Genomic DNA, 13,114 nt, shown 5'->3' on the forward strand with positions numbered 1-13,114 from the left:
TCTATTAAAGATTGTTTTCAATGGCACCCACATTTTCTCTGTAGAGCTCAAGAGGTTTATTAAGTAACACCGCAATGACAGTCATTTGCTTGTCAAGCTTTTCCTTTGGAATATCAATATAAATAATTCCCGGCCTGGCACTCCAGTACAGTTTGTTGTAAATGGTGTGTGAGAGCATCGTGCCTTCTCCCGCAACTCTGATTCTTGCAATCTCATTTTTTATTCCTTTAAGGGCAATAGGGCCTGTAGGTGTTCCTTCCACAAAAAGATAAAGAGTTTGTTTATCTTTTGACAGTGCACTCATTCCTGAATAATGCCCATCCGGTAACCCTTTTTCAGTTTCATAAAGTGCTTCCGCATGCTTACTTATCCATTGCAGGGTTTCCTGATTGGTGTTGGGTGTTTTTTTGATTTTCATATCAAGACCATCACTGGTTAGCCCTGAAGAAGTTGGGAGATTAGGACCGTTATATAGGGTGTTGGCAATATTATAGACTGCTTCCTGTGTGTTTTTATGATCCAGAATTTCTGCGAGCGAATGATTTTCTTTCTTAAAATCTTTCAGAAATACAGGTGGTGTATAAAAAGTAAGCTCCACAACGGTGACATCTTTGTCAAATTTTACATTGGAAAAATTCAATGTAAGTGTTTTTTCAGCATTGTAGTCTGTTTTGATGACAGCAGAAGGATCTCCGATAATTTTTACCGAGATAGGTTTTGTTTCCAGTCCATAAATCTTTGTGAAGTTTTTGGCTTCCTCCAGATAAAGAAATAAAGATTTTTTTGTGGTGGATAAAGAAGACTTTCCTTTATAATTTTCAAAAGGAATACCACGTGTTGTTTCATAAACGGCATGCTGATTTTTGGAAGTCCAGCGGCCAAGATTTTTCAGAATTTCAATCTGTTCCTCGGGAATAGTACCATCTGATCTGGGTCCGATGTCAAGCAGAAGATTTCCTCCCATACTGATCACGTCTGCCAGAGTTCTGACAATCATATTGGGTGTTTTATAAGTTTTATCGTAGGGTTGGTATCCCCAGGAATCATTCATAGTATAACATAGCTCCCAGTATGGATTTTGTGGCGGAACGACAGGAATTCCCTGTTCAGGAGTATCATAATCCCCATGAGTGTTGAGCCTTGAATTGATAATGATATTGGAATTGTATTTCTTAAGCAGATCCAGAGTCTGAGTAGCTTTCCATTCCTCGGAAGTATGTTCCCAATCTCCATCGAACCAAAGAAGGTCAGGCGAGTACTGCGAAGAAAGTTCATTAAGCTGGCTTTGATAATAACTGATGAAATTCTGCCATCGTTTTGGATCATCTTTTATTTCGTACCGTTTTTTTGTCCGGGTGTTGATGTCATAATAAGGATGGCTCCAATCCGGCAAAGAGAAATAAAGCCCGGTTTTTAATCCTGAATTTTTCAAAGCGGTGACAAAAGGACTTAAAACATCTTTCTTAGCCAAAGACTGTTCTGGAATCGTGGTCGCTTTTTCAGCCTTAGAATTCCACAATGAAACCCCGTCATGGTGTTTGGTTGTAATAACAGCGTATTTTGCTCCGGATTCTTTAATAAGGTTTACCCATTGTTCCGGCTGATATTTTGAAGCTGAAAAACCATTCAGCTGCTTCATGTAATTTTCGTGATTAATATAATTGTTGAAAAATGACCATGATTCGGAAATTCCATTCACGGAGTAGATTCCCCAATGAATAAAAATACCCAGTTTGGCATTTTTAAACCATTCCATTTTCTTGCTGTTGTCAACTGTTTGAACCTGCGCGTCGATACTATGAGCAGATAACGTCAACCCCAGGAAAACAGCTTTAATCAGACTGCTTTTCATATATAGTTTTATTTTACCATTAAATATAATTAAAGAAAGTATTACCACAACAATTTCTCAATGTTTACTCATAATTATTATCAGAACGTTTCCTTTATTATTGTATTTTTATGATTTAAACTAAAAACTATTTCCATATCATTTTGAACTTACAATAAAAGTTTGAGTAGATTGGATTAGATAAATGGAACGTTTATTGTAAATTTTATCTGAAAAAGCAATTATGAAAATTCCAGTAGTATTAATGGCGAGTTTATTGGCGGTAGGAGTTTCTGCACAAAGCACTAAACCTGAAGCTAAAACTAAAAAGCCTGTAAAAAAAGTAAAAAGAGCAACAACACCCGATACTGTTGAAAAGAAAAAACCGGGAACTCCTAAACCCATCGTAAAAAAAGATACGCTTGTTCTTCGTGGCTATGGCTGCCCGGCTTGTGGAATGGGATAAAAGATGAAAAAACCACTATTAGGAATATCAATGATGGCAGAAGTTGATTTTGTTTCTGCTGTTTTACCGTTGCTGCAGAACAACACTATTGATGTTCTGGAATGGTCCTTTGATACTCTTTATCACAACAATGAGCCGGATTGGCTTCGTGATCTGCTGAACTTTTATGCAGAAAACAACCGTTTGATAGGACATGGCGTTTATTATTCCCTGTTTGATGCAAGATGGACAGAAAGGCAGGAAGAATGGCTGCAAAAGCTAAAAGAAGAAGTCAGCCTAAGAAGGTATAACCATATCACGGAACATTTTGGTTTCATGAACACTGAAAACTTTCATCAGGGAGTGCCATTGCCGGTATCTCTGCATCCCAAAACTTTACAGATAGGAAAAGACAGGCTGTACAGGCTTCAGGAGGCTGTGGATATTCCTGTAGGTATAGAGAATCTGGCCTTTTCATTTTCCGTTGATGATGTCAAAGAACAGGGGGTATTTCTGGATAAACTAACGGAAGATACCAATGGTTTTCTGATTCTTGATCTTCATAATATTTATTGTCAATCCTGTAATTTTGGAGTGGAAATGCAGGAAATAATTGATTTATACCCTTTGGATAAGGTGAAAGAGATTCATCTTTCCGGAGGAAGCTGGCAGGAGAGTGTGTATGGAAAAAAGCAGGTGAGGAGAGACACTCATGATGATGTCATTCCTGAAGAGATTTTTTCTGTTTTACCCCCTGTTTTAGCAAAATGTCAAAATCTGGAATATAGTATTATTGAAAGACTGGGCCATACGCTGAAAACAGAAGGGAACAAAGAAAACTTCCTGAATGATTTCAATAAAGTTAAAGCAATAATTGAAGCTTCAGATGGGAAAGAGAAAGAAAAGAGGAGTTGGAACAAGCGGCAAATACAACTTCCGGAGAAACCTTTAGAAGATCTGGCATTATTTGAAGAACAATCGAGGCTTACAAGGCTTCTTTTTGATGGGGCAGGAGCTGGGATCATCAAAGATCAGGATTTTCATTATTTTAAAACAGAGAACTGGGATCACGAAATGATTCTTACGGCCCAGAATATTATTAAAAAATGGAATCCTTATTAATTCTATCCTGATAACCAAAATCAAAATATATGAAAATGACAACACTCGTATTGATCATTACTGCTGTCCTCACTGCTCTGATAGGAGGACTTTTCTATGCTTATTCATGTTCTGTAGTTCTCGGACTGGGAAAACTTTCTGATGTGGAATATCTGAAAGCAATGCAGAACATCAACCGGGAAATTCTGAACCCCGTTTTCTTCATGAGCTTTATGGGAACAGCTATTCTCCTTCCGGTATCTGCCTTTTTATTCCGCGGACATCAGCCTGCTTTTATTTTTCTCCTGCTGGCTGCGCTGGCTTATCTGATCGGGGTTTTTGGAGTGACAGTTGCCGGAAATGTTCCGATGAATGAAGCGCTGGATAAGTTTGATATTTCCGGTTCTGCAACAGAAGTGATCAGGCAGATGCGTGATAATTTTGAAAACAGATGGAATTTTCTGAATAATATAAGAACAGTCTTTTCTGTCGTTTCCATCATTTTTGTGGTGTGTGCCTGTATCTGGAACAGGGAAGTTTGAAAGGGCTTGAATAAGTAAAAATACGTAATGACAGATTCGGTATTTCTACGGATGTATACCTATGGTTTTATTCAGATATTTGTAATGTTAGCAAGACAAAACAGCGTTTTAACATTCAAAATGTTGAAAAAAAATTTATAACCAGGAAGACTTCATTTCAAACAAGAGAAAAGGCAGCCATTGGCTGCCTTTTGTGTTTATGATAAAGATGCTTATTAAATCTTTAGAAGTTCAATAGTTCTCTCAGGGCTTTCTGCAGAGAAAACAGCATTTCCTGCCACAAGAACATCAGCTCCGGCTTCAAAAAGCTTAGAAGCGTTGTCAAGATTCACTCCACCGTCAATTTCGATAAGTGCTGTAGAGTTGTTGCTTAAGATCAGGTCCTTAGTTTCAGCAATCTTTTTGTAAGTGTTTTCAATGAATTTCTGTCCTCCAAATCCTGGATTTACGCTCATTAACAATACCAGATCCACATCTGCAATGATGTCTTCAAGCATTAATACCGGAGTGGAAGGATTTAAAACAACACCTGCTTTTACTCCTTTGCTCTGAATGTGGTGAATCGTTCTGTGAAGGTGAGTACATGCTTCGTAATGAACAGAAATAAGGTCCGCACCATGATTGATGAATTCATCAACATATTTCTCAGGTTCCACAATCATCAGGTGAACATCTACAAATTTTTTGGCATGCTGCTGAATGGTTTTCATTACCGGAAAACCAAATGAAATGTTGGGTACAAATCTGCCGTCCATCACATCAATGTGAAACCAGTCGGCCTGAGAGTTGTTCAGCATTTCAATATCTCTTTGCAGGTTCCCAAAGTCTGCTGATAAAAGGGATGGAGCAATAAGCTTCGTTTTCATTTTTACTTTTTATACTTTTACTTTATTAGATATTAAAAATTAATTTGTCAGCTATTACTAATTTCTAACAACTAATCTCTAATTTCTTTTTTAATGATACTTCAGTTTCATTTCCGGTTTGATCTTAAGAACTGTTTCATAGATAAGTTTGATGACATTACCTACATCTTCTTTAGAGACCATTTCTACCGTAGTATGCATATAACGCAAAGGTAATGAAATTAAAGCACTTGGTACTCCGCCGTTGGAATGTGCAAAAGCGTCTGTATCAGTTCCTGTAGCTCTACTTGAAGCAGCTCTTTGGAAAGGTATTTTTTTAGTTTTTGCTGTATCAATAATCAATTCTCTGATCGTATGATGAACACTTGGAGCAAAAAATACTACCGGTCCTGCACCACATTTCTGATCTCCTTCTTTCTTCTTTTCAATCATTGGAGTGGTGGTGTCGTGGGTAACATCCGTTACAATAGCAATATTGGGTTTGATGGTGTCAGCAATCATATCTGCACCATATAAGCCTACTTCTTCCTGTACAGAATTGGTAATATAAAGTCCGAACGGGATAGATTTTTTATTTTCTTTTAAAAGTCTTGCTACTTCTGCAATCATGAAACCTCCGATTCTGTTATCCAGCGCTCTGCAGACAAAATATCTGTCGTTCATTTCGAAGAACTCGTCCGGGTAAGTAATCATACATCCTACAAAGATTCCCATTTCCTCCACTTCTTTTTTGGAAGTAGCACCACAGTCGATGAAGATGTTTTCGATTTTCGGAGTAGGCTCATTCTGATTCGTTCTCGTGTGAATAGCCGGCCATCCGAATACTCCTTTTACAATCCCGTTTTCTCCGTGAATATGTACAACTTTTGAAGGAGCGATTGTTTGATCAGAGCCCCCGTTTCTGATTACATAGATTAATCCGTCATCCGTAATATAATTGACGTACCATGAAATTTCATCAGCATGTGCTTCAATCACTACTTTAAATTCAGCTTCCGGATTGATAATGCCATAACAGGTTCCATAATGGTCTACTTCTATTTTATCAACATAAGGTCTGATATAGTCCATCCAGACTTCTTGCCCTTTATGTTCGTAGCCTGTTGGTGATGAAGTATTTAAATATTTCTCTAAAAATTTCAAAGATTTCTTTTCAAATTTCATAAAAAGGAATGATTTTTGCGTTTAATTTTTCTTCTTATAAGTGTAAAAATAATGAATTTTAGTAAGATTATCTGCCTTTTTATTTTCTTTTTTGGAGTCAGTGTTTTTGGCCAAAAGGATGGTGTAGTGGCAAAACCACTCAATCAATATCCGGCTGAATCATTGAAGACAGATGAATTTGGAAATAAATATTATTATGACGAGCAGCAAAAAGTCAAGATTTATGAAATCAATGGCGAGCCTGTAGTCGTATTAGACGAGTTGGTTTTGGTTAATAAACCGAGATTTAATAATCAACTGGATAAAAATTACTATTATTTTCTGAATAAAAAGCTTTATAGGGTATATCCGCTATTTGTTACCGCATTACAGCAGTACAGAGATATCCAGAAAGATATGAATGATATGGATAGTAAAGCTAAAAGAAAGTTTGTAAGGGAAAGACAGAATATGCTGGCGGATCAGTATGAAAAACAGCTGAGAGATCTTACCACTACTGAAGGACAGGTTTTTGCAAAACTAATGAACAGGGCTACCGGAAAAAATGTTTACGAAATAATCAAAGAACTAAGAGGCGGATGGAGTGCTTTCTGGTGGAATGTAAAAGGAAAAATGGCCGATATTGATCTGAAAGAACAATACGATCCACACAAAAACAGAACTGATGAATTTGTAGAGTCACTGCTTCAGTCCAACTGGAATTCAGGGTATCTGCAGCCTTACCCGGGAGCAAGCGATTTTAAAGTCAAGAAATAATATAAATTCCTGTAAGTATTCTTACAGGAATTTTTCTTTTAATTTATCAAATACAATCTTATCTATCGGAAGAGGGAAAGGATTGTCTGGTCTGTCGATATCAATCCACTCTGTTTTTTCAATGCAGGGATCCATGATAATAAAATCTTCTTCATTCACTATATCTACTATATAATATATGGTAAGAAGCTGCTCGTTTTCTTTGAAGCGGGAAACCAGAAAGTTTTCCTGAGTATAAAAATGTTCCAGGACATTGATCTGTACATTCAGTTCTTCATCAAACTCACGATGCAGGCATTCCAGTACTCCTTCACCATATTCCAATCCGCCACCCGGAAATTTCATTAAAGGTTCGCCGGCATATTCTTCAAATAAAGTCAGAACTTGTTTGTCTTTTACTGCACACGCATACACTCTAATGTTGATCTTATCTATCATATATATAATGTATAATATTTGTATAGCTAATGTAAGGAATTTTGTTGAGAAAAGCTGGAAGTTGGAAGCGCAAGCTGGAAGTTTAATACTATCTATTTTTAATAATATTAAATCAACATATCTTTATATATTAGTTATTATTTTAAATAAAAAATCAATAGTAATAAAACAGTCGGTAGTAAACATCCAGATTCCATTCTATAATTTAATGGCATTGATCATCTCTCTCTTTCCCGGAGGTCCCTGTTTTTTTTCTACCTGGAAATTCAGTTCCTGAAGAATTCTTCTTACGCTGCCTTTAGAAGAGTAGGTAGTTAATAATCCGTTAATGGCCATTTTGTCAGAAACCAGTTCAAATAATGGCTTTTCCCAAAGATCAGGCTGTACTCTGGCACCGAAACAATCGAAATAAACAAGATTGATTTTAGGCAAATCGATGTCTTTTAGGTCAAAAAAATCACATTCTATCTTTTTAAGGTTGAATCCACTAATGATTTCTACTGACTTTTCCCAATCTGCCAGATGAATTTTCTGATAAATATTTTTAAACTCAGGGTTGTCAAAATGTTCAAAGTAAGCCAAATCCTTAACTTCGGATTCATTTATGGGGTATTTTTCAAGCGAAAAATAATTGATGACATGATTTTTGTCAGTTTTTAAATATTCATTAATTGTCACCAAAACATTCAAACCTGTTCCAAAACCGAGTTCTAGAATATTAATTTCGCAATCATTCATCAAATTTAGTCCATTTTTAATAAACACATGTTCGGCCTCCTGAAGTGCGCCATGATGAGAATGGTAGTTTTCATTTAATTCATTGATAAACAATGTTTTACTTCCGTCGTTTGTGGTCTTAATTTCTCTTTTCAAGCTATTTTTTTGTCAAATTTACTGTAAAATTTTTATATTTAGAAAATTATGTTAAATTTGTAGAACATCGTAAAAATTTTAAAAAATGATAATTCAAAAAACTGAAAACTCCAGAATTTCTACATTTGACCCTAACGATTTTTCATTTGGTGGTACTTTCATAGATCATATGATTATATGTGAGTATGAAGATGGAAAATGGGGTGATGTAAAATTAGTTCCTTACGGTCCGATTCCATTTACGCCTGCCATGATGGGAGTAAACTATGGACAAGCTTGTTTTGAAGGTATGAAAGCCTATAAAGACAAAGACGGGCAGGTTTTCCTTTTCAGGCCTGAAAAGAATTTTGAACGTATCAATAAGTCGGCAAAGCGCCTTGCTATGCCTGAGGTAACTGAAGAAATGTTTTTAGACGGGTTAAAAGCGTTAGTAGATATTGACAGAGAGTGGATTCCACAGGGGGAAGGAATGTCTCTTTATATCAGACCATTGATTTTTGCTACGGAGGAAGCTTTGAAAGCAAGAGTATCTAATAAATATATGTTTGCTATCGTTGCAACACCAGCGAAGAGCTATTATTCTGAGCCGGTATCTGTGAAAATCTCTGACCACTATTCAAGAGCTGCAAACGGAGGAGTAGGTTCTGCAAAAGCTGCAGGTAACTACGCTGCTTCTTTCTATCCTACGCAATTGGCGATCGAAGAAGGATATGAGCAAATCATCTGGACGGATGATGCTACTCACGAATATTTTGAAGAGAGTGGTACAATGAATGTATTTGTAAGAATCAACGATACGATCTATACACCTCCAACGTCTGAGAAAATCCTTGACGGAGTGACAAGAGACAGTTTCATTCAGTTAGCTAAGAAAAGAGGAATTGAAGTGAAAGTAGAACCAATTCCTGTGAAAACAGTTATTGAAGCGTTGAAGAACGGTTCTCTTAAAGAAGTGTGGGGAGTAGGTACGGCAGTAGTAACCACTCAGTTCCAGGCTTTAGGGTATCAAGGTGAAAAACTTGAGCTTCCAAGATTATCTGACGAAGAAAGCTTCGCCGCTATTCTTAAAAAAGACCTGGTAGACCTGCAGACTAATCTTTCTGAAGATCCTTTCGGATGGAGAGTTGTGGTAGATCACGCTTTGGAAACAGTTTAATATTTTTTAAATAATGAGTCGTCCTAAAATAGGTTGACATAAAATTAGACAATATTTAATCCGGAGAAGTATTTATTTTCTTCGGATTTTTTATGCACTTTATCTGGCGTTTGCATATTAAGACTTAAATGTGGTCTTTTAGTATTGTAGATATTAATACTTTCTTTTATCAAGGAGTTTAAGTCTTGTATATTCTTTGTTTTACAAAACAGGAATTCCTGCTTTAATATTCCATTAATTCTCTCAGCCAATGCATTTTGATAACAATCATAACCATCAGTCATAGAAGGTTTTATTCTATTTTTATTAAGCATGTTTTGGTAATAGCCAGAACAGTACTGCAGTCCTCTATCTGAATGATGAATCAAAGGAGTATTTGAAACTCTATTTTTCACTGCCATTTTTAAAGCTTTGGCTACATTCTCAGTATTCATATTTGAGCTTAATGAATATCCCATGATTTTTCTGCTGTAAGCATCTGTTACTAAAGACAAATAGCAGGTAGATTCCCTTGTTTTAATATAAGTTATATCGCTTACAAAAACCTGTTCTGCTTTTGCGATCTTTAATTCTTTCAATAAATTAGGATGTTTTCTAAGCCAATGTTTTGAAAAAGTTGTCTTAACATACTTTTTTTGAGCACGCACAAGCATATTCTCTCTTTTTAGATAAGCAAATAAAGCATCTCTGCCTATTTTGATTCCTTCATTTTTGAACCCTTCTTTAAGTAGGTAATAAAGCTTTCTGGTTCCAAGTCTGGGCATTTCCATTCGTACTTTTTGTACGAGTATCTTTATTTTTAGTAATTCTTTTTCACGGGTTAAGCTCCTCTGCTTATTTTGATAAACTGCCTGACGGCTTATCCCAAACAATCTGCACAGCCTGGATATGCTTATTCCTTCTCTGTGGAGTCTGAAGATTGTTGGGAGGAAAACTTTTTTCTGATTTGGGTGCCATACTGCTTATCTGACATATCAATCATGGTATTAAGAACCTTAGTTTTTAGCTTTTCATCAGCTAATTCTTTTTCCAAACGCTTAATTTTTTGAGCCGGAGTTTCTTTAGAGTTATGCATAATATGGAATTTAGGTTTACTCCAATCTAAGTTACCATATCTTCGCAACCAAACCAAAACTGTACTTCTGCCTTGGATACCATATTCTTTTTGGGCTTGTTTATAAGTGTAATCACCGTTTTCTACCTGAGAAACAACTCGTAATTTAAAGCCTATACTGTAATCTCTTTGAGTATGTTTTTCCTTTTTTAATTCTTGAGCTTTCATAATATAAGTTGATTAAGTGTCAACTTATTTCAGGACGGGACATAAACTATATAAAAGTCGGGTTTTTCCCGGCTTTTTTTGTATTTATGTATCCATGTAAAAATGTAGGAATGACTTTTAGTAACAAGATTCATGCAGCTGTTTCTTTTGTGTTGACAGATTGATGCATTTCTACATTCACATATTTCTGGGTCAAGTTTTGTAATTGATTCGCGAAATGTGTATTTTCGCAAAAGTTTATGAAAAAAATACTCTTCATATCAGCCATAAGCCTGTTGAGCTGCAACAGAAATACACAGACGGCCCATCCTCCGGTAGGCGGTGTTTTAAGCCAAAAAGATCTGGATGTTTCTAAAAACAGGATGAAAAATCTGAATACCATAGAAAGAGGCCAGATTCAGGATTGGATCAATGGCCAGTCTGTGAAATTCTATCCTACGCAGCTTAATTACTGGGTAACGGCAGAAGGCTATGATCAGAGAGAAAGAAGAAAAGACGAAACTTTGATTTCTTACTCTTATGATCTGTATGATTTTGATCAGACTAAAATCTACGACCAGTCTTTTGAAAGAAGAGATGCCAGATTCGGGCACTTTGATGAACTGAAGGCAGTGGAGAACGCTTTGCGTTTTATACAGGATGGAGAGGAAGTGACGCTTTTGGTACCGTCTTCTTTGGCTTACGGAACTTTCGGGGACGAAAAGAAAATAGATAACGACATTCCATTAATCATAAAATTAAAAGCTCTATAATACATGAAATTGTTTAACAAGAATATAATTCTGGCAGCGGCAAGTATCTCGCTGATGAGTTGTACCCCAATTTATAAAAAAATGAACGTAGACAAAGAAACTTACGAAGGTCTTAATGACGGGCTTTATGCCAATCTTCAAACTACAAAAGGTAACCTAATTGTAAAGTTTGAGGACAAGAAAGCACCAGTAACTGTAGCCAACTTTATTGGTCTTGCAGAAGGGAAAATCGACAACAAAGCTAAGGCTAAAGGAGTTCCTTATTATGACGGAACTATTTTCCACAGAGTAATCAAAGATTTCATGATCCAGGGAGGAGATCCTCAGGGAACTGGAGCAGGTGATCCTGGATATAAATTCGAGGACGAAAGAAACGACCTTAAACATACAGGAAAAGGTATTCTTTCAATGGCGAACTCAGGACCTAATACAAACGGTTCTCAGTTTTTCATTACTGAAGTTGCTACACCTTGGTTAGATGGAAAACACACGATCTTCGGAAAAGTAGTAAAAGGTAACGACGTAATCGATGCTATTGCTAACGTTGAAAAAGGAGCTCAGGATAAACCTAAAACAGATATCGTTTTAGAGAAAGTTTCTGTTTTCAGTAAAGGTGATGAGTACAAACACTACGACGCAGCTAAAACTTTCAGCGAAGGAAAAGCAAAGATCGCAGAAAATAATAAAGCTTTTTTAGCTAAAGAAGAAGCTGAAAAGAAGAAAAGAGAAGAAGAATTCAAAGCTAACCAGGAGAAATTAGTTGAAAACTTAAAAGCTGGTATGCAAAAAACTGAATCAGGTCTTTACTATAAAATTACAAAAACAGCTGACGGTAAAGCTCCAAAAGCAGGTGATAATGTATCTGTACACTATGCAGGTAAATTAGTAGACGGAACTGAGTTCGATTCTTCATTCAAAAGAAACGAGCCGATCGAAATTCCAATCGGAATGGGAAGAGTAATCAAAGGATGGGATGAAGGTATCCTATTATTGAAAGAAGGTGAAACTGCTACATTACTGATCCCACCGGCAATGGCTTACGGAGAAAGAGGAGCAGGAGGAGTGATCCCGCCAAACTCCTGGTTAGTTTTCGATGTTGAGCTTGTAAAAGTAAAATAATTGAATCTTCAAATATGATAAAAGCCGTCCGAAAGGATGGCTTTTTTATTTAGCTCCAATACATTCTGTAACGATCCGGGTATATGTTACGACCCATTTTAATAACTGGAAAGGCTAATGATTTTTCTGATAAAAAATAATCTTAAAATTTTGTAACGCCCATTAAATAATGAAAACCAAATCACTTCTGTTGCTGTTCGTCCTGCTGTCGTTTATCGCTTTTTCGCAGAGCAAGGCAAACCCTGACGATGCAGCAATAAAAAAATCACTTACTTATTTTGTAAACAATATTCAATCTAAACAGATTGATCAGGCGGTAAGTTGTATATATCCAAAATTTTTCACCATAGTTTCAAAAGAACAGATGACACAGATTTTGAATATGACCTACAATAATCCATTCATGAAAATTGAAGTACAGGATCTCAATTTTGGAAATATTGAAAAACCAGAGCTCATTACCGGTGAACATTTTTCTATTACCCATTATTTTTTAAAACTGAAATGTAATGTCAGTTCATTAAATGATGATATGAGAAAGAAAATGAACAGTGCTTTAACAGCCAAATATGGCGCAAATAATGTAAAATATCTGGCCAGCGAAGGTTCGTATCTCGTCAACGCGAATATGAAAGCATGTGCTGTTTCAAAAGATAAGAAGGCCTGGAAATTTGTTATTCTTGAAAAGGAGTATAAAAAAGAACTGGTGAAAGTCTTGCCGAAGAAAATTCTGGATAAATTTTAAAAGGTGAAGTAATAAGCATTGACTTTTTTATTTCCTGTAAATAC

General features: G+C 36.2%; 14 protein-coding genes. 8 read left to right on the plus strand and 6 right to left on the minus strand.

The features are described from left to right. Nucleotides 1-4: 4 nt before the first annotated feature. On the minus strand, nucleotides 5-1,852 hold the full coding sequence (locus DYR29_RS02255) for an alpha-L-fucosidase (protein ID WP_213279120.1): 1,848 nt from the start codon (nucleotides 1,850-1,852) through the stop codon (nucleotides 5-7). Nucleotides 1,853-2,075: 223 nt separating this feature from the next. Here DYR29_RS02255 and DYR29_RS02260 point away from each other — a divergent pair, with 223 nt between their 5' ends. From DYR29_RS02260 to DYR29_RS02270, 3 genes are read left to right on the plus strand one after another with little or no spacing between them, the layout of a single operon-like run. Next, nucleotides 2,076-2,297: a hypothetical protein gene (locus DYR29_RS02260; RefSeq protein ID WP_213279121.1), complete on the plus strand. Its 222-nt coding sequence runs from the start codon at nucleotides 2,076-2,078 to the stop codon at nucleotides 2,295-2,297. Nucleotides 2,298-2,300: 3 nt separating this feature from the next. Then, nucleotides 2,301-3,398: a DUF692 family multinuclear iron-containing protein gene (locus DYR29_RS02265; RefSeq protein ID WP_213279122.1), complete on the plus strand. Its 1,098-nt coding sequence runs from the start codon at nucleotides 2,301-2,303 to the stop codon at nucleotides 3,396-3,398. Nucleotides 3,399-3,427: 29 nt separating this feature from the next. Continuing rightward, entirely contained in the window at nucleotides 3,428-3,919 is a 492-nt protein-coding gene (locus tag DYR29_RS02270) for a DUF1772 domain-containing protein (protein ID WP_213279123.1), read from the plus strand. Between the two features lie 215 nt (nucleotides 3,920-4,134). Here the strand turns inward: DYR29_RS02270 and rpe are convergent, their stop codons facing one another. Both rpe and DYR29_RS02280 read right to left on the minus strand, forming a co-directional pair. Next, nucleotides 4,135-4,785 carry a ribulose-phosphate 3-epimerase gene (gene rpe / locus DYR29_RS02275; RefSeq protein ID WP_213279124.1) on the minus strand — a complete coding sequence of 217 codons (651 nt, stop codon included), beginning with the start codon at nucleotides 4,783-4,785 and terminating at the stop codon, nucleotides 4,135-4,137. A gap of 90 nt (nucleotides 4,786-4,875) precedes the next feature. Then, on the minus strand, nucleotides 4,876-5,949 hold the full coding sequence (locus DYR29_RS02280) for a M42 family peptidase (RefSeq protein WP_213279125.1): 1,074 nt from the start codon (nucleotides 5,947-5,949) through the stop codon (nucleotides 4,876-4,878). A 51-nt stretch (nucleotides 5,950-6,000) separates the two neighbouring features. Here DYR29_RS02280 and DYR29_RS02285 point away from each other — a divergent pair, with 51 nt between their 5' ends. Continuing rightward, nucleotides 6,001-6,705 (plus strand): DUF4294 domain-containing protein, encoded by a 705-nt coding sequence (locus DYR29_RS02285; protein WP_047422668.1) that lies wholly within the window; start codon nucleotides 6,001-6,003, stop codon nucleotides 6,703-6,705. A 21-nt stretch (nucleotides 6,706-6,726) separates the two neighbouring features. Here the strand turns inward: DYR29_RS02285 and DYR29_RS02290 are convergent, their stop codons facing one another. Next, a complete protein-coding gene (locus DYR29_RS02290) occupies nucleotides 6,727-7,143 on the minus strand; it encodes an NUDIX domain-containing protein (protein ID WP_047384430.1) in 417 nt (138 codons plus the stop codon). 198 nt (nucleotides 7,144-7,341) lie between these two features. Next, nucleotides 7,342-8,016: a tRNA (5-methylaminomethyl-2-thiouridine)(34)-methyltransferase MnmD gene (gene mnmD / locus DYR29_RS02295; protein WP_213279126.1), complete on the minus strand. Its 675-nt coding sequence runs from the start codon at nucleotides 8,014-8,016 to the stop codon at nucleotides 7,342-7,344. An 85-nt stretch (nucleotides 8,017-8,101) separates the two neighbouring features. On the opposite strand from mnmD, the gene DYR29_RS02300 reads away from it, so the two are divergent. Beyond that, nucleotides 8,102-9,172 (plus strand): branched-chain amino acid aminotransferase, encoded by a 1,071-nt coding sequence (locus DYR29_RS02300; RefSeq protein WP_213279127.1) that lies wholly within the window; start codon nucleotides 8,102-8,104, stop codon nucleotides 9,170-9,172. Nucleotides 9,173-9,216: 44 nt separating this feature from the next. Here the strand turns inward: DYR29_RS02300 and DYR29_RS02305 are convergent. Then, nucleotides 9,217-10,454, minus strand: a protein-coding gene (locus DYR29_RS02305; RefSeq protein ID WP_425394603.1) for an IS3 family transposase whose coding sequence is annotated in 2 segments (ribosomal slippage) — nucleotides 9,217-10,088 and nucleotides 10,088-10,454 — 1,239 coding nt in all. Because the reading frame shifts where the segments join, the coding sequence is not laid out codon by codon here. A gap of 239 nt (nucleotides 10,455-10,693) precedes the next feature. Here DYR29_RS02305 and DYR29_RS02310 point away from each other — a divergent pair. The 3 genes from DYR29_RS02310 (at nucleotide 10,694) to DYR29_RS02320 (ending at nucleotide 13,070) form a co-directional block, all read left to right on the plus strand. After that, nucleotides 10,694-11,206, plus strand: coding sequence for an FKBP-type peptidyl-prolyl cis-trans isomerase (locus DYR29_RS02310; protein ID WP_213279129.1), 513 nt, complete (start codon nucleotides 10,694-10,696; stop codon nucleotides 11,204-11,206). Nucleotides 11,207-11,287: 81 nt separating this feature from the next. Continuing rightward, nucleotides 11,288-12,325: a peptidylprolyl isomerase gene (locus DYR29_RS02315; protein WP_223599156.1), complete on the plus strand. Its 1,038-nt coding sequence runs from the start codon at nucleotides 11,288-11,290 to the stop codon at nucleotides 12,323-12,325. A 169-nt stretch (nucleotides 12,326-12,494) separates the two neighbouring features. Continuing rightward, nucleotides 12,495-13,070, plus strand: a complete 576-nt coding sequence (locus DYR29_RS02320; protein ID WP_213279130.1) for a hypothetical protein — start codon at nucleotides 12,495-12,497, stop codon at nucleotides 13,068-13,070. Nucleotides 13,071-13,114 lie beyond the last annotated feature (44 nt).

The sequence above is a fragment of the Chryseobacterium indologenes genome, assembly GCF_018362995.1.
GTDB lineage: Bacteria > Bacteroidota > Bacteroidia > Flavobacteriales > Weeksellaceae > Chryseobacterium > Chryseobacterium indologenes_G.